At 52.1% G+C, this 23,042-nt stretch carries 19 protein-coding genes; 12 read left to right on the forward strand and 7 right to left on the reverse strand.

Annotation, left to right across the window (positions count from 1 at the left end; translation table 11 throughout):
* Positions 1-64 precede the first annotated feature (64 nt).
* From IMQ48_RS21675 to mtnN, 3 genes are read right to left on the reverse strand one after another with little or no spacing between them, the layout of a single operon-like run.
* Positions 65-688, reverse strand: coding sequence for a TRIC cation channel family protein (locus IMQ48_RS21675; RefSeq protein ID WP_196210611.1), 624 nt, complete (start codon positions 686-688; stop codon positions 65-67).
* A 39-nt stretch (positions 689-727) separates the two neighbouring features.
* Entirely contained in the window at positions 728-1,528 is an 801-nt protein-coding gene (gene btuF / locus IMQ48_RS21680) for a vitamin B12 ABC transporter substrate-binding protein BtuF (protein ID WP_196210612.1), read from the reverse strand.
* Positions 1,521-2,219 carry a 5'-methylthioadenosine/S-adenosylhomocysteine nucleosidase gene (mtnN, locus tag IMQ48_RS21685; RefSeq protein ID WP_115259412.1) on the reverse strand — a complete coding sequence of 233 codons (699 nt, stop codon included), beginning with the start codon at positions 2,217-2,219 and terminating at the stop codon, positions 1,521-1,523. The genes btuF and mtnN overlap by 8 nt, the downstream gene beginning before the upstream one ends.
* Before the next feature lie 83 nt (positions 2,220-2,302).
* Here mtnN and dgt point away from each other — a divergent pair, with 83 nt between their 5' ends.
* The 3 genes from dgt (at position 2,303) to cdaR (ending at position 6,696) form a co-directional block, all read left to right on the forward strand.
* A complete protein-coding gene (gene dgt, locus IMQ48_RS21690) occupies positions 2,303-3,820 on the forward strand; it encodes a dGTPase (protein ID WP_196210613.1) in 1,518 nt (505 codons plus the stop codon).
* A 129-nt stretch (positions 3,821-3,949) separates the two neighbouring features.
* On the forward strand, positions 3,950-5,389 hold the full coding sequence (gene degP, locus IMQ48_RS21695; protein ID WP_196210614.1) for a serine endoprotease DegP: 1,440 nt from the start codon (positions 3,950-3,952) through the stop codon (positions 5,387-5,389).
* Positions 5,390-5,538: 149 nt separating this feature from the next.
* Positions 5,539-6,696 carry a DNA-binding transcriptional regulator CdaR gene (gene cdaR / locus IMQ48_RS21700; RefSeq protein ID WP_196210615.1) on the forward strand — a complete coding sequence of 386 codons (1,158 nt, stop codon included), beginning with the start codon at positions 5,539-5,541 and terminating at the stop codon, positions 6,694-6,696.
* A gap of 87 nt (positions 6,697-6,783) precedes the next feature.
* On the opposite strand, the gene IMQ48_RS21705 is transcribed toward cdaR, so the two are convergent.
* The 4 genes from IMQ48_RS21705 to map form a co-directional block, all read right to left on the reverse strand.
* Positions 6,784-7,170, reverse strand: coding sequence for a DUF3461 family protein (locus IMQ48_RS21705; protein WP_096758245.1), 387 nt, complete (start codon positions 7,168-7,170; stop codon positions 6,784-6,786).
* 109 nt (positions 7,171-7,279) lie between these two features.
* Positions 7,280-8,104, reverse strand: coding sequence for a 2,3,4,5-tetrahydropyridine-2,6-dicarboxylate N-succinyltransferase (dapD, locus tag IMQ48_RS21710; RefSeq protein WP_196210616.1), 825 nt, complete (start codon positions 8,102-8,104; stop codon positions 7,280-7,282).
* Positions 8,105-8,135: 31 nt separating this feature from the next.
* Complete coding sequence (gene glnD / locus IMQ48_RS21715; RefSeq protein WP_196210617.1) at positions 8,136-10,808, reverse strand: bifunctional uridylyltransferase/uridylyl-removing protein GlnD; 2,673 nt, start codon at positions 10,806-10,808, stop codon at positions 8,136-8,138.
* Between the two features lie 238 nt (positions 10,809-11,046).
* Positions 11,047-11,841 (reverse strand): type I methionyl aminopeptidase, encoded by a 795-nt coding sequence (map, locus tag IMQ48_RS21720; RefSeq protein WP_196210618.1) that lies wholly within the window; start codon positions 11,839-11,841, stop codon positions 11,047-11,049.
* Positions 11,842-12,291: 450 nt separating this feature from the next.
* Here map and rpsB point away from each other — a divergent pair, with 450 nt between their 5' ends.
* The 9 genes from rpsB to bamA all read left to right on the forward strand — a co-directional run bounded on the left by rpsB (position 12,292) and on the right by bamA (position 22,942).
* Complete coding sequence (gene rpsB, locus IMQ48_RS21725; protein ID WP_016151758.1) at positions 12,292-13,017, forward strand: 30S ribosomal protein S2; 726 nt, start codon at positions 12,292-12,294, stop codon at positions 13,015-13,017.
* 134 nt (positions 13,018-13,151) lie between these two features.
* Positions 13,152-14,003: a translation elongation factor Ts gene (tsf, locus tag IMQ48_RS21730; protein ID WP_096758241.1), complete on the forward strand. Its 852-nt coding sequence runs from the start codon at positions 13,152-13,154 to the stop codon at positions 14,001-14,003.
* Between the two features lie 146 nt (positions 14,004-14,149).
* Positions 14,150-14,875, forward strand: coding sequence for a UMP kinase (gene pyrH, locus IMQ48_RS21735; RefSeq protein WP_135323084.1), 726 nt, complete (start codon positions 14,150-14,152; stop codon positions 14,873-14,875).
* A gap of 270 nt (positions 14,876-15,145) precedes the next feature.
* Positions 15,146-15,703: a ribosome recycling factor gene (frr, locus tag IMQ48_RS21740; protein WP_196210619.1), complete on the forward strand. Its 558-nt coding sequence runs from the start codon at positions 15,146-15,148 to the stop codon at positions 15,701-15,703.
* A 212-nt stretch (positions 15,704-15,915) separates the two neighbouring features.
* Complete coding sequence (ispC, locus tag IMQ48_RS21745) at positions 15,916-17,115, forward strand: 1-deoxy-D-xylulose-5-phosphate reductoisomerase (RefSeq protein ID WP_196210620.1); 1,200 nt, start codon at positions 15,916-15,918, stop codon at positions 17,113-17,115.
* A 387-nt stretch (positions 17,116-17,502) separates the two neighbouring features.
* Complete coding sequence (gene ispU, locus IMQ48_RS21750) at positions 17,503-18,261, forward strand: (2E,6E)-farnesyl-diphosphate-specific ditrans,polycis-undecaprenyl-diphosphate synthase (RefSeq protein ID WP_096758237.1); 759 nt, start codon at positions 17,503-17,505, stop codon at positions 18,259-18,261.
* A 12-nt stretch (positions 18,262-18,273) separates the two neighbouring features.
* A complete protein-coding gene (cdsA, locus tag IMQ48_RS21755) occupies positions 18,274-19,131 on the forward strand; it encodes a phosphatidate cytidylyltransferase (RefSeq protein ID WP_196210621.1) in 858 nt (285 codons plus the stop codon).
* A gap of 11 nt (positions 19,132-19,142) precedes the next feature.
* Positions 19,143-20,495, forward strand: a complete 1,353-nt coding sequence (gene rseP / locus IMQ48_RS21760; RefSeq protein WP_196210622.1) for a sigma E protease regulator RseP — start codon at positions 19,143-19,145, stop codon at positions 20,493-20,495.
* A 29-nt stretch (positions 20,496-20,524) separates the two neighbouring features.
* The gene (bamA, locus tag IMQ48_RS21765; protein WP_196210623.1) at positions 20,525-22,942 is read left to right on the forward strand and encodes an outer membrane protein assembly factor BamA; all 2,418 of its coding nucleotides are present in this window, start codon (positions 20,525-20,527) and stop codon (positions 22,940-22,942) included.
* Positions 22,943-23,042 lie beyond the last annotated feature (100 nt).

Below are 23,042 nucleotides of genomic sequence, written 5' to 3' on the forward strand. Positions count from 1 at the left end.
CCGGGCAATGTGCCGGATGGCGGCGTAAACGCCTTATCCGGCCTACTTGTTCTGCATCGTTACATCAACGTCCGTTATCATCCAGCGCAAATGTCGGTAGCTTTAAGTGCCAGCGAATAGCGGCCAGACGAATAACCAGCGTGACAACCATCCCCATCATACTGGCGTTTTCCAGCGGTACTGCGAAGGTATAAAACGCGGTTGCGTGAACAATGCCGCCGATAATGCAGGCCGTGGCATAGATTTCTGTACGTAATATCATCGGCACTTCACGGGCCAACACGTCGCGTATGATCCCACCGCCGACGCCGGTAATGACCCCCATACAAATCGCCACCAGCGGACCGGTTCCGGCGAGAAACGCCTTATTGACGCCAATGCCGACGAATACCGCCAGACCCACGGCGTCCAGCACCGGAAGGATCCATTTAGGCAAACGTCTGGGCTGGCGTACCAATACGATCGTCAGCATGCTGGTGATCATGGCAACCACCAGATCGGTAGGATCTTTAACCCAGAATACCGGCCCATGATCCAGGGCCATATCGCGGATCGTGCCGCCGCCGACAGCAGTAACCACGCCGAGGACCAGCACGCCGAACGGGTCCATACGTAATTTCCCGGCCAGTAATACGCCAGAGATAGCAAATACTGCGGTACCGACAATATCCAGCCAATAGACGAGCATGCTTAAATCCTCACAACACACCTGGTGGGGGGGCCGACGCTAATTTATCTGTGAAAGCGCATTACAGAGTTGTTTTGCGGCGAGGATAATACGCGGGCTCGCGCGTTCAAACCAGTCACTATTAAGGGTAATAACCGGGATTTTTAGCTGTTCTCCCCAGTATTGCTCAATTTTAAGAGTTTCGCCCGATCCTCCAGTGGCGACGATTGCCTGGGGGGCTCTGGCCAGTACCTGTTCACGGCTGACCTGCGGCCAGGGAACCCGGCTGCCGGCAAAGATGTTTTCTCCCCCGCATACCTCAAGAACCTGGTGTTGAATGGAGCCTTTTCCACTGGTAAACAAAGGATTCGCGCCAAACTGGAGAAATACCCGTTTTTTCGGTTTGTTCGCATACTGAGATTTTAGTAAAGCATACTCATCAAGCAATGTTTGCGCGGCCTGTTTTGCCTGCTCAGGCTTGGGGCTCCACGGCGCCAACTGGCGCAGCGCATCGGCAACCTGCTCGATGGTGACGGCATCCACCCAGATAACCTTAATACCAAGGGCGGTTAGCTGATTCACTTGCCGCTCGGCATTGCCTCCGCGCCAGGCGATGACCAGATCCGGTTTGAGCGCCACGATGCGTTCCAGATTCATGCCTTGCCAGGTGGAGACCTCTTCAATATTTTTGGCCTCGGGCGGATAATTTGAGTAGCTGCTGACGCCAACGGGCGTAATGCCGGCGGCAAAGGCAAGTTCGGTGTTAGCAGGGGAGAGGGAAATCACACGTGGAGCGGCATAAAGCCACGCCGGAAGCGTAAAAAGCAGGGCGACCAGCGCCCTGGAGATGAATTTAGCCATGCGCCAGTTTCTGTACCAGCGCTTCGACCATCAGGCTTGACTGCTTCGCGGCAACGACCAGGAATTCATCAAAGCTCAGGTGGGACTGCTGATCGGCAACGTCGGAGATGGCGCGAACCACCACGAACGGAACGTTAAAGTTATGGCAAACGTGTGCAATCGCGGTGGCTTCCATTTCTACGGCAATCGCCTGCGGGAAGTTATGCTGAATTTTTGCCAGGCCAACAGAGCCGTTAATGAAGGCATCGCCGCTAACGATAAGACCACGAACGGCGTTCAGATTAAGTTCTGCGATGCAGGATTCTGCCGCGGCGATAAGCGCAGGGTCGGCTTTAAAACCTGCCGGGCAGCCAGGGAGTTGACCGAATTCATAGCCAAACGCGGTGACGTCGGCATCGTGATAACGTGCTTCGTCAGAGACCACGATATCGCCGACTTTCAGCGTAGAAGCCAGGCCGCCCGCAGAACCCGTATTAATGATGGCATCCGGCTTGCAACGTTCGAGCAGCAACGTTGCACCCAGCGCTGCAGCCACTTTACCGATGCCCGATTTCAGTAGCGCAACCTCGGTCCCGTTCAGCTGGCCGGTATAAATTTCACAACCGCCGAGGGTGATTGTCTGACGGTTTTCGATTTTGTCACGCAGCAGCGTGACTTCTTCTTCCATTGCACCAATGATGCCGATTTTCATAGATTTACTCGCGATAAGCCAGATTTGAGGGCATAGTCTATCATGCGCTTAAGGGGTAGCGCATTTCTCAGGCGGGAGAGGGCATGGCACAGATCGATTTTCGAAAAAAAATAAACTGGCATCGTCGTTACCGTTCGCCGCAGGGCGTAAAGTCTGAGCATGAAATCCTGCGAATTTTTGAAAGCGATCGTGGACGTATTATCAATTCCCCGGCCATCCGCCGATTGCAGCAAAAAACCCAGGTCTTTCCGCTGGAGCGCAACGCCGCAGTGCGTACGCGTCTGACGCATTCAATGGAAGTTCAGCAGGTCGGGCGTTACATCGCCAAAGAGATCCTCAGCCGACTGAAAGAGCTGAAGCTGTTAGAGCAGTATGGCCTGGATGAATTAACTGGCCCTTTTGAAAGCGTGGTCGAAATGTCCTGCCTGATGCATGACATCGGTAATCCACCGTTTGGCCACTTCGGTGAAGCGGCGATTAATGACTGGTTTCGCCAGCGGCTTTTCCCTGCAGATGCGGAAAGCCAGCCTCTTAGCGACGATCGCTGCCTGGTGGCCGCGTTACGTTTGCGTGAAGGCGAAGAGTCGCTCAATGACATTCGTCGCAAGGTGCGTCAGGATCTGTGTCATTTTGAAGGAAATGCGCAGGGTATTCGTCTTGTACATACTTTGATGCGAATGAATCTGACCTGGGCGCAGGTCGGCGGTATTTTAAAATATACCCGTCCAGCGTGGTGGCGTGGAGAGACGCCTGTGACGCATAACTATTTAATGAAGAAGCCGGGCTATTATCTTTCCGAGGAACCGTATATTGAGCGGTTACGTAAAGAATTATCATTAGCACCTTACAGTCGCTTTCCATTAACCTGGATTATGGAAGCCGCCGACGATATCTCTTATTGTGTGGCCGATCTTGAAGATGCTGTGGAGAAAAGAATCTTCAGCGTCGAGCAGCTTTATCATCATCTGTATGAGGCCTGGGGACAACATGAAAAAGGTTCCCTGTTTAGTCAGGTCATGGAAAACGCGTGGGAAAAATCGCGCTCAAATACATTAAGTCGTAGTACGGAAGATCAGTTTTTTATGTATTTGCGGGTTAACACGCTGAATAAACTGGTGCCCTACGCCGCACAGCGTTTTATTGATAATTTACCGCAGATTTATGAGGGCAGCTTTAATCACGCCCTGTTAGAAGACGCCAGTAGCTTCAGCCAATTGCTGGGAGTCTATAAAAATGTAGCGATGAAACATGTGTTTAGCCATCCTGATGTTGAGCAACTCGAGTTGCAGGGCTATCGGGTGATCAGTGGCCTGTTGGAGATCTATCAGCCGCTATTAAAAATGGCGCTCGCAGATTTTTCTGCCCTTGTTCAAAACGAAAGATTAAAATCGTTCCCCATTGAGTCACGTTTATTTCAAAAGCTCTCCACCCGCCATCGACTTGCTTATGTCGAAGTGGTCAGTAAAATATCTCCGACATCTGCCGAGTACCCGGTACTGGAATATTATTATCGCTGCCGGCTGATTCAGGATTATATCAGTGGGATGACAGATTTGTATGCATGGGATGAATATCGTCGCTTGATGGCGGTAGAACAATAAACATCCATTTGTAAAGACGGACAATAAAATTTTACTTTTTCCTTAAAGTTTATTCCGGAACTTAGCGCTATAAAACGACTCTGACGTATACAGCAATTTTGCGTTATCAGTTAATCGAGAATGAAACACATGAAAAAAACCACATTAGCAATGAGTGCACTGGCTCTGAGTTTAGGTTTGGCGTTGTCCCCCCTGTCTGCAACGGCGGCTGAGACAGCGTCTTCAGCAACGACCGCCCAACAGATGCCAAGCCTGGCCCCGATGCTCGAAAAAGTGATGCCATCGGTGGTGAGTATTAACGTCGAGGGGAGCACGACGGTGAATACGCCGCGTATGCCGCGTAATTTCCAGCAGTTCTTCGGGGATAACTCCCCGTTCTGCCAGGACGGTTCTCCGTTCCAGAGCTCTCCATTCTGCCAGGGTGGCGCGCCGGGCGCGGGTAACGGCGACGGTCAGGGCCAGCAGCAGAAATTTATGGCGCTGGGTTCTGGCGTGATTATCGATGCAGCAAAAGGCTATGTTGTGACTAACAACCACGTGGTGGATAACGCCACGGTGATTAAAGTCCAACTGAGCGATGGGCGTAAATTTGACGCGAAGATGGTCGGCAAAGACCCGCGCTCTGACATTGCGCTGATTCAGATTCAGGATCCGAAGAACCTGACGGCAATCAAGCTGGCTGATTCCGATGCGCTGCGCGTGGGTGATTATACCGTAGCGATTGGTAACCCGTTTGGCCTCGGTGAAACGGTGACCTCTGGTATCGTTTCTGCGCTGGGTCGTAGTGGCCTGAACGCAGAAAACTATGAAAACTTTATCCAGACGGATGCGGCGATCAACCGCGGTAACTCTGGTGGCGCACTGGTCAACCTGAACGGTGAACTAATCGGTATTAACACCGCGATCCTCGCACCAGACGGTGGCAACATCGGTATCGGTTTTGCTATCCCAAGCAACATGGTGAAAAACCTGACCTCGCAGATGGTGGAGTTCGGTCAGGTGAAACGCGGTGAGCTGGGGATTATGGGGACTGAGCTGAGCTCTGAGCTGGCGAAAGCGATGAAAGTGGATGCCCAGCGTGGAGCATTCGTCAGCCAGGTGATGCCGAACTCCTCCGCAGCGAAAGCGGGTATTAAAGCCGGTGACGTGATTACCTCGCTGAACGGTAAGCCGATCAGCAGCTTCGCCGCGCTGCGTGCGCAGGTGGGTACGATGCCGGTAGGCAGCAAAATCAGCCTTGGCCTGCTGCGTGACGGTAAACCTGTGACGGTGAATCTGGAACTGCAGCAGAGCAGCCAGACTCAGGTTGATTCCAGCTCCATCTTCAAAGGTATTGAAGGGGCGGATATGAGCAACAAAGGCCAGGATAAAGGTGTTGTGGTCAGCGATGTAAAACCGAATACGCCGGCAGCAATGATTGGCCTGAAGAAAGGGGATGTGATTATCGGTGCTAACCAGCAACCGGTGAAAAACATTGCCGAACTGCGTAAAATCCTCGACAGCAAACCGGCTGTTCTGGCGCTGAATATTCAGCGTGGCGACAGCACTATCTATCTGTTGATGCAGTAAGACTCTCTCAACCCCTTCCCGTCATCGGGGAGGGGTTCTTTTTGTGAACCCTCCCACAACTCCATACTTCTCTTCTTCAGTTTGTGCATCTGCACAATGCTGCCGATTATTATCTTCCTTATGCTGAACTCTGCTCACAGGAGGGGTTTATGGCTGGCTGGCATCTTGATACCAAAATGGCACAGGATATCGTGGCGCGAACGATGCGCATCATCGATACCAATATCAACGTAATGGATGCCCGTGGGCGGATTATTGGCAGCGGCGATCGCGAGCGTATTGGTGAATTGCACGAAGGTGCGCTGCTGGTGCTTTCACAGGGCCGGGTGGTTGACATTGACGATGCGGTCGCGAAGCATTTGCACGGCGTACGACAGGGGATAAACCTGCCGCTACGACTCGAAGGTGAAATTGTTGGCGTTATTGGCTTAACCGGCGAGCCGGAGCACCTGCGTAAATACGGTGAGCTGGTGTGCATGACCGCCGAAATGATGCTGGAGCAGTCGCGCCTGATGCACCTGCTGGCGCAGGACAGCCGTCTGCGTGAAGAGTTGGTCATGAACCTGATTCAGGCGGAGGAAAATACCCCCGCGCTGATGGAGTGGGCGCAGCGTTTAGGTATTGATTTGAACCAGCCGCGTGTGGTGGCGGTGGTGGAAGTGGATAGCGGCCAACTGGGTGTAGACAGCGCGATGGCTGAACTGCAGCAGCTACAGAATGCGTTGACCACGCCAGAACGTAACAACCTGATTGCGATTGTGTCACTGACCGAGATGGTGGTGCTGAAACCAGCGCTCAATCAGTTTGGCCGTTGGGATGCGGAAGATCACCGCAAGCGCGTGGAGCAGCTAATTGCCCGTATGAAAGAGAACGGACAGCTGCGTTTTCGCGTGTCGCTGGGTAACTACTTTACCGGACCGGGCAGCATTGCCCGCTCGTATCGCACAGCGCGGACGACGATGATGGTCGGTAAGCAACGTATGCCGGAAAGTCGCAGCTATTTCTATCAGGATTTGATGCTGCCGGTGTTACTGGACAGCCTGCGCGGCGGTTGGCAGGCCAACGAGCTGGCGCGTCCGCTGGTCCGCTTGAAAGCAATGGATAACAATGGGTTACTGCGTCGGACGTTAACGGCCTGGTTTCGCCATAACGTGCAGCCGCTGGCGACCTCAAAAGCGTTGTTTATCCACCGCAATACGCTGGAATATCGTCTGAACCGTATCTCTGAACTTACCGGGTTGGATTTGGGAAATTTCGACGACAGATTATTGCTGTATGTGGCGTTACAGTTGGATGAACAGCATTGATTGATTGCCTGATGGCGCTACGCTTATCAGGCAAAATGCCGGGTGGCGGCTTCGCCTTACCCGGCCTACGAATACATCCACTCACGGTTATTTACGCGTCAGTTTTTCCAGATCGGATTCAATTTCGCTGATCTTGTTGGTAACGACGCTTTCCAGATGTCGTAAGTCATCGAGGATCTTGCGTTTGAGATCGACTTCACTGCGATCGCGTTGGCAGATCTGATCCAGTTCATCAATCACATAGCGCAGGTTCGGGCTGATCTCCTGCACCTCTTTGTAACCCTGGCCGATACCATCGGCAACCACGGTTTTACGCTGACGGGGATACTTAAACTTGACGCTCTTGGCAAAAAACTCGCCTTTATCCTTCTGGAAATAGATTTTCAGGATATCGTTGTTGGCTTCTTGCCGCAGGCTGTAACGATCGATCTCTTCAGGATTGGTAATGCCCAGACTTTTCAGATTGTCATACATAGCGGTACCCTTAAGCTCACTATAACCATTGAATAATTAACGAAAAGCCTTGTTTATGCCACTCGCAGATGTAAAAAAAGCGGGCTAGGCCCGCTTTTTCAAATTGCCGTTAGTCGATGGTACGCAACAGCTCGTTAATTCCGACTTTGCCACGCGTTTTGGCGTCGACTTTCTTGACGATTACCGCGCAGTACAGGCTGTACTTACCGTCTTTCGACGGCAGATTTCCCGATACCACAACCGAACCCGCCGGAACGCGACCATAGAAAACTTCGCCGGTTTCACGGTCATAGATTTTGGTGCTTTGGCCCAGGTATACACCCATGGAGATAACGGAACCTTCTTCGACGATCACGCCTTCTACTACTTCGGAGCGTGCGCCGATGAAGCAGTTGTCTTCGATAATGGTCGGGTTTGCCTGTAAAGGTTCCAGCACTCCACCGATACCGACGCCGCCAGACAGGTGAACGTTTTTACCGATTTGCGCGCATGAGCCGACGGTCGCCCAGGTATCCACCATGGAACCCTCATCAACGTAAGCACCGATATTGACGTAAGACGGCATCAGGACGGTATTACGTGCGATGTAGGCACCCTGGCGCACGGCCGCTGGCGGAACCACACGGAAGCCTTCTTTCTGGAAGCGCGCTTCATCGTAGTTGGCGAATTTCATCGGGACTTTATCGAAGTAGCGGCTTTCTGCGCCATCGATAACCTGGTTGTCGTTAATACGAAAAGAGAGCAGTACCGCTTTCTTCAGCCACTGATGCGTGACCCACTGACCCTCAATCTTTTCTGCAACACGCAGCGCACCGGAATCCAGCAGAGAAATAACCTGATTAACCGCTTCACGGGTTACGGTATCTACATTTGCCGGAGTGATGTCGGCACGGCGCTCGAAAGCGGACTCAATAACGTTCTGTAACTGCTGCATTGTTAAACTCTTTCCATAATAAATAAACACATCACCCTTTATCGTTTGGATTGAGGGCCTCTGTCAACCGTTGATGCACTTCCTGCTGCAGCTCATTATTAAGGGCACGCCGGTCGGCCGTCGCGATTATGAATAAATCTTCTACTCGCTCGCCAATGGTTGTAATTCGGGCGCCATGCAGCGAAATTCCCAGATCGGCAAAAATCTGTCCGACCCGCGCCAGCAGGCCGGGCTGGTCGAGAGCGATAAGCTCAAGGAATGATTTCCGGTCGGTATGGGTTGGCAGAAAAGTTACCTCGGTATCGACGGTAAAATGGCGCAATTTTGCCGGTTGGCGACGCGGCTGCGGTGGCTGCCAGCTGCGTTGGGTGATCGCCTGTTCCAGCCCTGAACGGATTGCTTCATGGCGGTCAGATGACAACGGACTGCCGTCCGGCTCCAGCACGATAAATGTATCCATCGCCATGTTGTCGCGGGTGGTAAAAATCTGGGCATCGTGGACGCTAAGATTACGCCGGTCCAGTTCGGCACAGACTGCGGCAAACAGATAGGGGCGGTCCGGGCTCCAGATGAAAATCTCCGTTCCGCCGCGCGTGGCCTGTGGGCTCAGTAAAATCAGCGGCTTGCTCATGTCGTGCTGGAGTAGGTGGCGTGCGTGCCAGGCCAGCTGGTTTGGGCTGTGGCGCACGAAATAGTTGGCGCGACAGCGTGACCAGATATGGTGCAGCGCTTCTTCATCAATGTTGTCCATGCGCAACAGCGCCAGCGCTTGTAACTGGTGATGACGCACGCGTTCGCGCATATCTGGTGTGTTTTGCATGCCGCGACGTAGCTGTTTTTCGGTAGCGAAGTACAGCTCGCGCAACAGGCTTTGTTTCCAGCTATTCCACAGCGTTTCGTTGGTGGCGCAAATGTCCGCCACCGTCAGGCACACCAGGAAGCGCAGGCGGTGTTCCGTTTGCACTTCTTCGGCGAACTGCTTGATCACTTCGGGGTCCTGAATATCGCGGCGCTGGGCGGTAACCGACATCAGCAGATGCTGACGAACCAGCCAGGCGACCAGTTGTGTTTCGCGGGAATTCAGCCCGTGCAGTTCGGCAAACTTGAGGACATCCTGAGCACCGAGAACCGAGTGGTCGCCGCCGCGACCTTTGGCGATATCGTGGAACAGCGCGGCAATCAGAATCAGCTCCGGCTGGCGCAGGCGCGGCCAGAGATCGACACACAGTGGGTGACGCTGGCGGGTCTCTTCTTTGGCAAAGCTTTCCAGCTTTAGCATCACGCGAATCGTGTGTTCATCCACCGTATAGGCATGAAACAGATCAAACTGCATTTGGCCGACAATGTGCGACCACTGCGGCATATAGGCCCACAGCACACTGTGACGATGCATCGGCAGCAGGCCACGGCTCACCGCCCCTGGATGGCGTAACATGCTGAGAAACAGCGATCGCGCCTCCGGGATGTAGCACAGCGGTTGCGTCAGATGGCGACGCGCATGGCGTAAGTGCCGCAGCGTAGTGGAGTAAATCCCGGTAATCGCGCTATTGCGCACCATGGTGTAAAACATCCGCAGAATGGCTTCCGGTTCGCGGATAAACAGATCGTCGTTACGCAAATCAATTAACGTGCCGCGTAGCTGAAAGTCGTCATCGATCGGGCGCGGCTTTTCATCTGCGGACAGGGCGAGGATCGCCTCATCAAACAGCTGTAGCAGCATGTGGTTCAGCTCACTGACCCTTCGCGTAACGCGAAAATAGTCTTTCATCATCCGTTCGATAGGCTCGTTGCCTTCACCGCCGTAGTGTAGCCGTTGCGCGACGCTAAGCTGACGGTCAAACAGTAGGCGGTTATCGTAACGCGTAACCTCCAGATGCAGTGCGAAGCGAATGCGCCAGAGGATGTGCAGACACTCATTCAGTTCAGCACGTTCCGCCAGCGTCAAGAAGCCGAATCCAACCATCTCATCCAGCGACGTGGCGCCAAAGTGGCGGCGGGCCACCCACTGGAGGGTGTGGATATCGCGCAGGCCGCCGGGGCTGCTTTTGATATCCGGTTCCAGATTGTAGCTGGTGCCGTGATAGCGTTGGTGGCGCAGGTTTTGCTCTTCTACTTTGGCGGCGTAAAACTTATCGGAGGGCCAGAAGCCTTCGCTAAAAATATGTTTTTGTAGCTCAAGAAACAGTGCCACGTCGCCAATCAGCAGGCGTGTTTCAATCAGGTTAGTGGCGACGGTTAAATCGGACAGGCCTTCCAGCAGACACTCTTCCAGCGTACGCACGCTGTGCCCCACCTCCAGCCTCACGTCCCACAGCAGGGTTAGCAGCTCACCGACTTTCTCAGCCTGCGCGTCAGGCAGTTTTTTACGACTCAGAATCAGCAGGTCGATATCGGAAAGCGGGTGCAGTTCGCCACGCCCATAGCCGCCGACGGCGACCAGCGCCAGATCGGCAATTTGACCGAAACCGGCTTCAATCCATAGGCGTTGCAGCAGTTGGTCAATAAACTCGGTGCGCGCTTCGATCAGCTGTTCTGCGGAAATACCGCTGTCAAAGGCTTCGCCTAACCAGCCCTGGAACGAATCGATATGCGCTTTAATGCCGCTACAGTTGAGATCGTGCTGAGGCCAGGTTCCCGGGTTTTGCGGTTGGCCCGGCAGGGTGGGGAGGGCAGTATTTGCGTGTTGTTCAGGAAGAGTATTCATTGTGCGCCACCCATAAAAAAGCCGGATGGTGGCGTGAACGCCTTACCCGGCCTACGGATTTACTCTTCATCCTTCAAGCTGCTTCTGCGTTGGCTGCGTTTGTTCACTCCAGTCACGTACTTATGTACGCTCCTGGAGATTCACTCTCTTGCCGCCTTGAAGCAACTCGAATGATTTTGAGTAAAGGTGCAATTTGTAGGCCTGATAAGATGCAGGGGCATCGCCATCAGGCAAAACATTATTCGTCGTGTGTGATGACCGCCGGGATAGTGTCATCCTTGCGTAACGTCAGAATTTCACAACCGTTTTCCGTCACCACAATAGTATGCTCGTACTGTGCAGACAAGCTACGGTCTTTGGTTTTTACCGTCCAGCCGTCTTTCATGGTGCGGATACGATAATCACCGGCGTTGAGCATCGGTTCAACGGTGAAGGTCATTCCCGGTTGCAGTACTACGCCGCCGTCGTCTGCATCGTAGTGCAGAACCTGAGGCTCTTCATGGAAACCACGCCCGATGCCGTGACCGCAGTATTCGCGTACCACAGAGAAGCCTTCACCTTCTGCATATTTCTGAATGGCAGCACCCAGCGTGCGCAGACGAATACCCGGTTTTACCATCCGCAGCGCCAGATACAGGCTTTCCTGTGTGACGCGGCACAGACGCTCGCCCAGAATCGTCGGCTTGCCGACGATAAACATTTTGGAAGTGTCACCGTGGAACTCGTCTTTAATGACGGTGACATCGATGTTGACGATATCGCCGTCTTTCAGATGCTTGGTGTCGTCCGGGATCCCGTGGCACACCACTTCATTGATGGAGATGCAGACGGATTTCGGATAACCGTGATAGCCCAGGCACGCGGAGATCGCCTGCTGCTCGTTCACGATGTAGTCATTGCAGATACGATCCAATTCGCCGGTGCTGACGCCCGGTTTGATAAACGGTTCGATCATTTCCAGCACTTCGGCAGCCAGGCGGCCAGCGACGCGCATTTTTTCGATTTCTTCAGGGGTCTTGATTGAGATAGCCATAAATTCTGTCCATCAGTGTCGATGATTTCGACAATAATTGTGTAAGTGCTACCAATGGTATCAGTCCCGGATACATGCTGCCAAATTGAGAATCATTCTGAACTTCGCCTTTCGTGCCACAGGTGCGTTGGCTACATTTTTTTACCCCGGTCACTTATTGGCTGTAAACTCCTGGGGATTCAAAAATTTGCCGCCTGCCTGTAACACGAAATTCATCGTTCAATCCAGCACAGACCGCCAACTATTATTGGTGTCTATGGCGTATTTGTGGTATAAAGCGCGCCGGACTTCCGATCCATTCGAAGACTACACACGATGGACGGGAGCGACAAATCTCACTTTGTGTAACAACACACACGTATCGACACATATTCCGGGGTGCCCTTTGGGGTCGGTAATATGGGATGCGTGGAGGCTTAACCCCAACTTTTATATATAGAGGTTTTAATCATGGCAACTGTTTCCATGCGCGACATGCTCAAGGCTGGTGTTCACTTCGGTCACCAGACCCGTTACTGGAACCCGAAAATGAAGCCTTTCATCTTCGGTGCGCGTAACAAAGTTCACATCATCAACCTTGAGAAAACTGTACCGATGTTCAACGAAGCTCTGGCTGAACTGAACAAGATCTCTGCTCGTAAAGGTAAAATCCTTTTCGTTGGTACTAAACGCGCTGCAAGCGAAGCGGTGAAAGAAGCTGCTAACAACTGCGACCAGTTCTTCGTGAACCATCGCTGGTTGGGCGGCATGCTGACTAACTGGAAAACCGTTCGTCAGTCCATCAAACGTCTGAAAGATCTGGAAACTCAGTCTCAGGACGGTACTTTCGAAAAGCTGACCAAGAAAGAAGCGCTGATGCGCACCCGTGAGCTTGAGAAACTGGAAAACAGCCTGGGCGGTATCAAAGACATGGGCGGTCTGCCGGACGCTCTGTTCGTAATCGATGCTGACCACGAGCACATTGCTATCAAAGAAGCAAACAACCTGGGTATCCCGGTATTTGCCATCGTTGATACCAACTCTGATCCGGACGGTGTTGACTTCGTTATCCCTGGTAACGACGACGCAATCCGTGCTGTAACCCTGTACCTGGGTGCTGTAGCTACTACCGTTCGTGAAGGCCGTTCTCAGGATCTGGCTTCCCAGGCGGAAGAAAGCTTCGTAGAAGCTGAATAATAAGGCACGCTCGTTAGAGCCCCCTTATAAACCAGGTAGTATCACGTTTGGTTAGGGGCCCTTTAGGCCCCTTTTTCACTTTTAAATCTGTGCGGTTTGACGCCGGGCAGATCAAATCTTCCGAGGATTTTAGAATGGCTGAAATTACCGCATCCCTGGTAAAAGAGCTGCGTGAGCGTACCGGCGCAGGCATGATGGATTGCAAAAAAGCACTGACTGAAGCTAATGGCGACATCGAGCTGGCAATCGAAAACATGCGTAAATCTGGTGCGATCAAAGCGGCGAAAAAAGCAGGCAACGTTGCTGCTGACGGCGTGATCAAAACCAAAATCGACGGCAACTACGGCATCATTCTGGAAGTTAACTGCCAGACTGACTTCGTTGCTAAAGATGGTGGTTTCCAGGCATTTGCAGACAAAGTTCTGGATGCTGCAATCGCGGGCAAAATCACTGACGTTGACGTTCTGAAAGCACAGTTCGAAGAAGAACGTGTTGCGCTGGTTGCTAAAATCGGTGAGAACATCAACATCCGTCGTGTTGCTTCCATCGAAGGCGACGTACTGGGTTCATACCAGCACGGTGCGCGTATCGGTGTTCTGGTTGCGGCTAAAGGCGCAGACGAAGAGCTGGTTAAACAGCTGGCAATGCACATTGCTGCAAGCAAGCCTGAATTCGTTAAGCCAGAAGACGTGTCTGCTGAAGTGGTAGAGAAAGAATACCAGGTTCAGCTGGATATCGCGATGCAGTCCGGTAAGCCGAAAGAAATCGCAGAGAAAATGGTTGAAGGCCGCATGAAGAAATTCACCGGCGAAGTGTCTCTGACTGGTCAGCCTTTCGTTATGGATCCGAGCAAATCTGTTGCTCAGTTGCTGAAAGAGCATAACGCAGACGTAACTGGCTTCATCCGCTTTGAAGTGGGTGAAGGCATCGAGAAAGTTGAGACTGACTTTGCAGCAGAAGTTGCTGCGATGTCCAAGCAGTCTTAATTTTTTAAAGGAGCCGCCTGAGGGCGGCTTCTTTTTGTGTCTGGCTTGTAAATTTAGCGAACCGCTATAGTGGTGACGCTGAAAAGCGACATACAATGTCGCTGGTATTAACTCCTCTCATTCGTTGACAGTCTCAGGAAAGAAACATGGCTACCAATGCAAAACCCGTCTACAAACGTATTCTGCTTAAGTTAAGTGGCGAAGCACTGCAAGGTTCAGAAGGCTTCGGTATTGATGCAAGCATACTTGACCGTATGGCTCAGGAAATCAAAGAACTGGTTGAACTGGGTATTCAGGTTGGCGTAGTGATTGGTGGCGGTAACCTGTTCCGTGGTGCTGGTCTGGCGAAAGCGGGAATGAACCGCGTTGTGGGCGACCACATGGGCATGTTGGCCACCGTAATGAACGGTCTGGCGATGCGCGATGCGCTTCACCGCGCCTATGTGAACGCTCGCCTGATGTCCGCAATTCCTCTGAACGGCGTATGTGATAACTACAGTTGGGCGGAGGCTATCAGTCTGCTGCGCAACAACCGTGTTGTTATCCTGGCGGCCGGTACCGGCAACCCGTTCTTCACGACAGACTCTGCAGCCTGCTTGCGCGGTATTGAAATCGAAGCTGATGTGGTGCTGAAAGCCACTAAAGTGGATGGCGTGTTTACCGCCGATCCGGCGAAAGATCCTACCGCGACTATGTACGAACAGCTGACCTATACTGAAGTTCTGGATAAAGAACTGAAAGTGATGGATCTGGCTGCGTTCACGCTGGCTCGTGACCACAAATTGCCTATTCGTGTTTTTAACATGAACAAACCGGGTGCGCTGCGCCGCGTGGTGATGGGTGAGAAAGAAGGGACGTTAATCACGGAATAATTCCCGTGTTACACTTTATCATTCATGCTGCCCCTGCGTTGGCTATCTTTGCTCGCCCCAGTCACTTACTTTAGCAAGCTTCTGGGGTTTGCTCAGTGACCACCTTGAGACAACTTGAATGATTTTGTGTAGAAATACAGGTAAGATTTCTCATTACTGTCGCGGGATAGTGTTTTACCCGTAAATGTATTAATCAGGGCTATACTGAGCACATTTCCACACTGTGTGACCGTTTGGTCTGACTGAGACTAGTTTTCAAGGATTCGTAACGTGATTAGCGATATCAGAAAAGATGCTGAAGTACGCATGGACAAATGCGTTGAAGCGTTCAAAAACCAAATCAGCAAAATTCGCACGGGTCGTGCTTCTCCCAGCCTGCTGGACGGCATTATCGTGGAATATTACGGCACGCCAACTCCGCTGCGTCAGCTGGCAAGCGTAACGGTTGAAGATTCCCGTACTCTGAAAATCAACGTGTTTGACCGTTCTATGGGGCCGGCCGTTGAGAAAGCGATTATGGCTTCTGACCTCGGTCTGAACCCAAGCTCAGCGGGTTCTGACATTCGCGTTCCGCTGCCGCCGCTGACTGAAGAACGTCGTAAAGATCTGACCAAGATCGTGCGCGGCGAAGCAGAAGGCGCGCGTGTTGCCGTGCGTAACGTTCGTCGTGATGCTAACGACAAAGTGAAAGCGCTGTTGAAAGATAAAGAGATCAGCGAAGATGATGATCGCCGTTCTCAGGACGACGTGCAGAAACTGACTGACGCCGCTATCAAGAAAGTGGATGCGGCGCTGGCAGAGAAAGAAGCGGAACTGATGCAGTTCTGATTCGTCTGTACGCTTAAAACGCCGCTCAGAAGGCCTGCAAAGGCTGGATGGCGGCGTTTTGCTTTTTTCTGTCTATACCCTAAATAATTTGAGTTGCAGGACAAATTCGTCCGGAATGAATTTGAACGTTGTTCACAACGCCCGTAAGGGCGAGTTATTGCCAACGTACATGCAACTTGAAGTATGACGGATAAAATTCTTCTGGATGTCTGATGAAGCAATTAACCATTCTCGGCTCAACCGGTTCTATTGGTTGCAGTACGCTGGATGTCGTACGCCATAACCCGGAAATGTTTCGTGTTACTGCGCTGGTCGCGGGTAAAAATGTTGCCCGTATGGTCGAGCAGTGCCTGGAGTTCTCTCCCCGCTACGCGGTTATGGATGATGAAACAAGCGCAGCGCAGGTGAAAGCTGCTCTGCAGGAGCAGGGAAGTCGCACCGAGGTAATGTGCGGGCAACAGGCGGCCTGTGAGATGGCTGCGCTGGATGATGTCGATCAGGTTATGGCCGCGATTGTCGGGGCAGCGGGCCTGTTGCCGACGCTTTCGGCAATCCGTGCAGGCAAAAGCATTTTACTGGCGAACAAAGAGTCGCTGGTGACCTGTGGTCGTTTGTTTATGGATGACGTGAAGCGCCACAAAGCACAGCTTTTGCCGGTAGATAGCGAACATAACGCGATTTTTCAGAGTTTACCCCAACCTATTCAGCACAATCTGGGATACGCTGATCTTGAGCAAAATGGCGTCATGTCCATTCTGCTTACCGGGTCTGGTGGCCCTTTCCGTGAAACGCCATTGCACGATCTGGTTTCGATGACTCCCGATCAAGCATGCCGTCATCCGAACTGGTCGATGGGACGAAAAATCTCCGTCGATTCTGCCACTATGATGAATAAAGGTCTGGAATACATTGAAGCGCGCTGGTTGTTTAATGCCAGTGCAAGCCAGATGGAAGTGCTGATTCATCCGCAATCGGTTATTCATTCGATGGTTCGTTATCAGGATGGTAGCGTTCTGGCACAACTGGGCGAGCCTGATATGCGCACGCCTATTGCCCATACCATGGCATGGCCGGAACGCGTCACATCTGGCGTGAAGCCTGTCGACTTTTGCAAACTGAGTGCGTTGACGTTTTCCGCACCGGATTACCAACGCTATCCGTGCCTGAAACTGGCGATGGATGCGTTTGAGCAAGGGCAGGCGGCGACTACCGCACTGAACGCTGCGAATGAAATTACCGTTGCCGCATTTCTGGCGCAACAAATTCGATTTACCGATATTGCCGAGCTCAATTTATCCGTACTGGATAAGATGGATTTGCAGGAACCCCAGAACGTTGATGACGTGTTGAGGGTTGATGCTGCTGCACGGGATGTCGCCAGAAAACAAGTGATGCGACTCTCAAGCCGATGATAATCCCTCTACAGAGGATCGTGCTATTTGTTAGCGTTGGGCTTCAGTGATATAGTCTGCGCCACCCGATCGCAGGTATTGGCATTTTTTCGATTGGGTAAGCCGTGGTTTGACACGGCTTTTTTGTGGATGCACAAAATCATTCAGGTTGCATCAAGGCGGCAAGTGAATGAGTTCCCAGGAGCATACAAATAGTATGTGACTGGGGCGAATGACAAATCTGTCTGGAACAGATTTGAACGTCGCGGAGCGACGGCCCGTAAGGGCAAGGCCCAGGGACAGGCCGCGTAATTCACAGCCAACGAAGAGGCAGTTTGAAGGATGAAGCGCAAAAGGCTTCAGTATTCCTGAGTACCGTTAAATCCTTTCAGGGACTAAAAACGCGTTATGTTGTCTGCAACTCAACCATTAAGCGAAAATTTGCCAGCACATGGCTGTCGCCATGTAGCCATTATTATGGATGGCAATGGCCGCTGGGCGAAAAAGCAAGGGAAGATTCGCGCCTTCGGACATAAGGCCGGAGCGAAATCCGTCCGCCGGGCTGTCTCTTTTGCTGCCAATAACGGTATTGATGCGTTAACGCTGTATGCCTTTAGCAGTGAGAACTGGAACCGACCTGCGCAGGAAGTGAGCGCGTTAATGGAATTATTCGTGTGGGCGCTTGATAGTGAAGTGAAAAACCTGCATCGCCATAACGTTCGTCTGCGTATTATCGGAGATATCAGTCGATTTAACTCACGTTTGCAAGAACGGATTCGCAAGTCGGAAGCGCTTACCGCCCAGAACACCGGGTTAACGCTGAATATTGCCGCGAATTACGGCGGACGCTGGGACATTGTCCAGGGAGTCAGGCAACTGGCGCAACAGGTGCAAGACGGTCTGCTGCGCCCTGAGCAAATTGACGAAGAGATGCTTGGTCAGCAAGTTTGTATGCATGAGCTGGCTCCTGTGGATTTAGTGATAAGGACTGGGGGAGAGCATCGCATTAGTAATTTTTTGTTGTGGCAAATTGCCTATGCTGAACTTTACTTTACGGATGTTCTCTGGCCCGATTTCGATGAACAAGACTTTGAAGGTGCACTGCATGCCTTTGCTAATCGAGAGCGTCGTTTCGGCGGGACTGAACCCGGTGATGAAAAAGCCTGATGGGGGTCGCTTTTGCTGAAGTATCGCCTGATTTCTGCTTTTGTTTTAATACCCGTTGTCATCGCGGCGCTGTTTTTATTGCCGCCGGTGGGGTTCGCCATTGTTACGTTGGTTGTGTGTATGTTAGCCGCGTGGGAATGGGGACAGTTAAGCGGTTTCACCACTCGCACACAGCGAGTCTGGCTGGCGGTTCTGTGCGGGCTTTTGCTGGCACTGATGCTGTTTTTACTGCCTGAATATCATCATAATATTCACCAGCCGTTGGTCGAAGTGTCGCTTTGGGCGTCGCTGGGCTGGTGGGCCGTTGCGCTATTACTGGTGTTATTTTACCCAGGTTCGGCGACTGTCTGGCGTAATTCAAAGATATTACGCATAATTTTCGGCATCTTAACTATTGTTCCGTTCTTTTGGGGAATGCTAGCGCTACGTGCGTGGCATTATGATGAGAATCATTATAGTGGCGCAGTATGGTTGCTGTATGTCATGATCCTCGTCTGGGGAGCGGATTCCGGTGCGTATATGTTTGGCAAGTTATTTGGCAAACATAAGCTGGCGCCGAAGGTCTCTCCGGGTAAAACCTGGCAAGGTTTTATTGGCGGACTCGCCACGGCCGCCGTAATCTCATGGGGTTATGGTATGTGGGCGAATCTTGATGTCGCGCCTGTCACCTTGCTCATTTGCTCTATTGTTGCAGCCCTCGCCTCGGTGCTGGGTGACTTGACTGAGAGTATGTTTAAGCGTGAAGCAGGTATTAAGGACAGTGGTCACTTAATTCCAGGGCACGGCGGCATTCTGGATCGTATTGATAGCCTGACGGCTGCAGTACCGGTCTTTGCGTGTCTGCTGTTACTGGTATTCAGGACGCTTTAACGGATGGTCTTATGCTGAGTATTCTCTGGAATCTGGCTGCATTCATCGTCGCACTTGGTGTGCTTATCACCGTGCATGAATTTGGTCATTTCTGGGTTGCCCGGCGCTGCGGAGTCCGCGTTGAGCGCTTTTCCATTGGCTTTGGAAAGGCGCTGTGGCGCCGCACCGATAGATTGGGCACCGAATACGTCATCGCCCTGATTCCCCTCGGCGGCTACGTCAAAATGCTGGATGAGCGTGCAGAACCGGTGATACCGGAACTGCGCCACCACGCGTTCAACAACAAAACGGTTGGGCAGCGTGCGGCCATAATTGCCGCAGGTCCGATTGCAAATTTCCTTTTCGCTATCTTTGCTTACTGGCTGGTGTTTATCATCGGCGTCCCTGGTGTGCGTCCAGTTGTTGGTGAAATAACACCCAACTCGATTGCTGCACAGGCGCAAATTCAGCCAGGCACGGAACTAAAAGCGGTTGATGGTATCGAAACCCCTGATTGGGATACCGTGAGATTGCAGCTGGTTGCCAAAATTGGCGATGAGCAGACCATTCTTAGCGTGGCGCCGTTTGGCAGCAATCAACGCCAGGACAAAACGCTGGACTTGCGCCAATGGGCATTTGAGCCAGACAAACAGGATCCCGTCACGAGTTTAGGGATTCGCCCACGCGGTCCGCAGATTGAACCGGTGCTGTCAGAAGTACAGGTTAATTCCGCGGCAAGTAAGGCGGGTTTGCAAGCTGGCGACAGGATCGTTAAAGTCAATGGTCAGCCGCTCACGCAATGGATGACGTTCGTGACGCTGGTACGCGATAATCCGAATAAGCCGTTAGCGCTAGAAATTGAAAGGCAGGGGAGTTCCTTGTCTTTGACGTTAACTCCGGACTCAAAACCGGGTAACGGTCAGGAAGAGGGATTTGCGGGTGTCGTGCCTAAAATTATTCCTTTGCCTGATGAGTATAAGACTGTACGCCAGTATGGACCATTTAGCGCCATCCTCGAAGCCTCGGATAAAACGTGGCAGTTGATGAAGTTGACGGTCAGTATGCTGGGAAAATTGATTACCGGTGATGTAAAACTGAACAACCTCAGTGGGCCGATTTCTATCGCCCAGGGGGCTGGGATGTCAGCGGAGTTCGGGGGAATTTATTACCTGATGTTCCTTGCGCTTATCAGCGTGAACTTAGGGATAATTAACCTGTTTCCGTTGCCCGTTCTTGACGGGGGGCATCTGCTGTTCCTGGCGATTGAAAAGCTGAAGGGCGGTCCGGTATCCGAGCGGGTTCAAGACTTTAGTTATCGCATTGGCTCGATTTTGCTGGTGTTGTTAATGGGGCTTGCACTTTTCAATGATTTCTCTCGGTTGTAAGAGAGTGTTAGGAAGAACGCATAATAACGATGGCGATGAAAAAGTTGCTCATAGCGTCGCTGCTGTTTAGCAGCGCCACCGTATACGGTGCTGAAGGGTTCGTCGTGAAGGACATTCATTTCGAAGGCCTACAGCGAGTCGCCGTTGGTGCGGCTCTCCTCAGTATGCCGGTGCGCACAGGCGACACGGTTAATGATGAAGATATCAGTAATACCATTCGTGCTCTGTTCGCCACCGGTAACTTTGAGGATGTCCGCGTCCTGCGCGATGGTGATACCCTTCTGGTTCAGGTAAAAGAACGTCCGACGATTGCCAGCATTACTTTCTCCGGTAACAAATCGGTAAAAGACGACATGCTGAAGCAAAACCTCGAGGCGTCTGGCGTGCGTGTTGGCGAGTCTCTTGATCGCACGACGCTTGCCGATATCGAAAAAGGCCTGGAAGATTTCTACTATAGCGTCGGTAAGTACAGCGCCAGTGTGAAAGCGGTGGTGACGCCGTTGCCGCGTAACCGCGTTGACCTCAAACTGGTGTTCCAGGAAGGTGTCTCGGCGAAGATCCAACAGATCAATATCGTCGGTAACCATGCCTTTACAACCGACGAGCTTATCTCTCACTTCCAACTGCGCGATGAAGTGCCGTGGTGGAACGTGGTGGGCGATCGTAAATACCAGAAACAGAAACTGGCGGGCGACCTTGAAACCCTGCGCAGCTACTACCTGGATCGCGGCTACGCTCGCTTTAATATTGATTCCACGCAGGTTAGCCTGACGCCGGATAAGAAGGGTATCTATATCACCGTCAACATCACAGAAGGCGAGCAGTACAAGCTTTCTGGGGTACAGGTGAGCGGTAACCTGGCCGGACACTCTGCTGAAATTGAGAGCCTGACGAAAATCGAACCGGGTGAACTCTATAACGGCACCAAAGTGACCAAAATGGAAGATGATATCAAGAAGCTTCTGGGGCGCTATGGTTATGCCTACCCGCGCGTACAGTCGCAGCCTGAAATCAACGATGCCGACAAGACGGTTAAATTGCGTGTAAACGTAGATGCGGGTAACCGTTTCTATGTGCGTAAGATCCGCTTTGAAGGTAACGATACCTCGAAAGATTCCGTGCTGCGCCGTGAAATGCGCCAGATGGAAGGCGCCTGGCTGGGTAGCGATCTGGTCGATCAGGGTAAAGAACGTCTGAACCGTCTGGGCTACTTCGAAACCGTCGATACCGATACTCAACGCATTCCGGGCAGTCCGGATCAGGTTGATGTGGTCTACAAGGTGAAAGAACGTAACACCGGTAGCTTTAACTTCGGCGTCGGTTACGGTACCGAGAGCGGCGTGAGCTTCCAGGCAGGCGTTCAGCAGGATAACTGGTTAGGCACCGGGTATTCTGTCGGTATTAACGGCACCAAGAACGATTACCAGACCTATACTGAATTGTCTGTGACCAACCCGTACTTCACCGTGGATGGTGTGAGCCTTGGCGGCCGCGTCTTCTATAACGACTTCGAAGCGGATGACGCAGACCTGTCTGACTATACCAACAAAAGTTATGGTACAGACGTCACGTTAGGTTTCCCGGTCAATGAATACAACACGCTGCGTGCGGGCCTGGGTTATGTACATAACAAACTGTCCAACATGCAGCCGCAGGTAGCGATGGACCGTTATCTTGAGTCAATGGGTGAAAGTAATACCAACAGCTTTGCCGCTGATGATTTCACCTTTAACTACGGTTGGACGTACAACAAGCTGGACCGTGGGTACTTCCCTACCGAAGGCTCGCGTGTCAACCTGAATGGTAAGGTTACTATTCCTGGCTCGGATAACGAATACTACAAAGCGACGTTGGATACCGCGACCTATGTGCCGATCGATGACGACCATAAATGGGTTGTTCTGGGTCGTACCAAGTTGGGTTACGGAGACGGTATTGGCAGTAAAGAGATGCCGTTCTATGAGAACTTCTATGCGGGTGGTTCGAGCACCGTGCGTGGTTTCCAGTCGAATACCATCGGTCCGAAAGCGATCTATAAATCCGGGGCTTACGCCGGAGATCCTGATGACTACGAAGAGTGTACTAACACTGACGGTAAAGACTGTAAATCAGATGATGCAGTCGGTGGTAACGCCATGGCTGTCGCCAGCCTGGAATTTATTACCCCAACGCCGTTTATTAGTGACAAGTATGCCAACTCGGTCCGTACGTCCTTCTTCTGGGATATGGGTACCGTTTGGGATACAAACTGGCAGGATACTGCCGACACCCGAGCTATCGGTGTGCCAGATTATAGCGATCCGAGCAATATCCGTATGTCTGCCGGTATAGCGTTACAATGGATGTCCCCATTGGGGCCGTTGGTCTTCTCCTACGCCCAGCCGTTCAAAAAGTACGATGGAGACAAAGCAGAGCAGTTCCAGTTTAACATCGGTAAAACCTGGTAACTGTTCTTCGCAAAGGAATGTAGTGGTAGTGTAGCGATGACTTTTGGCGGTCCTGCATGGGATCGCCTGGCCACGCAAAGAACTGCACCTTCGGGTGCAA

This window comes from Citrobacter sp. Res13-Sevr-PEB04-36 (assembly GCF_015672735.1).
Lineage (GTDB): Bacteria > Pseudomonadota > Gammaproteobacteria > Enterobacterales > Enterobacteriaceae > Citrobacter.

What these genes read in the sequence shown, in the direction of transcription:
- ispU (WP_096758237.1), top strand. Translation starts at nt 17,503, where the DNA reads ATGTTGTCTGCAACTCAACCATTAAGCGAAAATTTGCCAGCACATGGC.
- dgt (WP_196210613.1), top strand. Translation starts at nt 2,303, where the DNA reads ATGGCACAGATCGATTTTCGAAAAAAAATAAACTGGCATCGTCGTTAC.
- glnD (WP_196210617.1), bottom strand. Translation starts at nt 10,808, where the DNA reads ATGAATACTCTTCCTGAACAACACGCAAATACTGCCCTCCCCACCCTG.
- pyrH (WP_135323084.1), top strand. Translation starts at nt 14,150, where the DNA reads ATGGCTACCAATGCAAAACCCGTCTACAAACGTATTCTGCTTAAGTTA.
- rpsB (WP_016151758.1), top strand. Translation starts at nt 12,292, where the DNA reads ATGGCAACTGTTTCCATGCGCGACATGCTCAAGGCTGGTGTTCACTTC.
- btuF (WP_196210612.1), bottom strand. Translation starts at nt 1,528, where the DNA reads ATGGCTAAATTCATCTCCAGGGCGCTGGTCGCCCTGCTTTTTACGCTT.
- map (WP_196210618.1), bottom strand. Translation starts at nt 11,841, where the DNA reads ATGGCTATCTCAATCAAGACCCCTGAAGAAATCGAAAAAATGCGCGTC.
- degP (WP_196210614.1), top strand. Translation starts at nt 3,950, where the DNA reads ATGAAAAAAACCACATTAGCAATGAGTGCACTGGCTCTGAGTTTAGGT.
- tsf (WP_096758241.1), top strand. Translation starts at nt 13,152, where the DNA reads ATGGCTGAAATTACCGCATCCCTGGTAAAAGAGCTGCGTGAGCGTACC.
- IMQ48_RS21705 (WP_096758245.1), bottom strand. Translation starts at nt 7,170, where the DNA reads ATGTATGACAATCTGAAAAGTCTGGGCATTACCAATCCTGAAGAGATC.
- IMQ48_RS21675 (WP_196210611.1), bottom strand. Translation starts at nt 688, where the DNA reads ATGCTCGTCTATTGGCTGGATATTGTCGGTACCGCAGTATTTGCTATC.
- mtnN (WP_115259412.1), bottom strand. Translation starts at nt 2,219, where the DNA reads ATGAAAATCGGCATCATTGGTGCAATGGAAGAAGAAGTCACGCTGCTG.
- rseP (WP_196210622.1), top strand. Translation starts at nt 19,143, where the DNA reads ATGCTGAGTATTCTCTGGAATCTGGCTGCATTCATCGTCGCACTTGGT.
- dapD (WP_196210616.1), bottom strand. Translation starts at nt 8,104, where the DNA reads ATGCAGCAGTTACAGAACGTTATTGAGTCCGCTTTCGAGCGCCGTGCC.
- bamA (WP_196210623.1), top strand. Translation starts at nt 20,525, where the DNA reads ATGGCGATGAAAAAGTTGCTCATAGCGTCGCTGCTGTTTAGCAGCGCC.
- ispC (WP_196210620.1), top strand. Translation starts at nt 15,916, where the DNA reads ATGAAGCAATTAACCATTCTCGGCTCAACCGGTTCTATTGGTTGCAGT.
- cdaR (WP_196210615.1), top strand. Translation starts at nt 5,539, where the DNA reads ATGGCTGGCTGGCATCTTGATACCAAAATGGCACAGGATATCGTGGCG.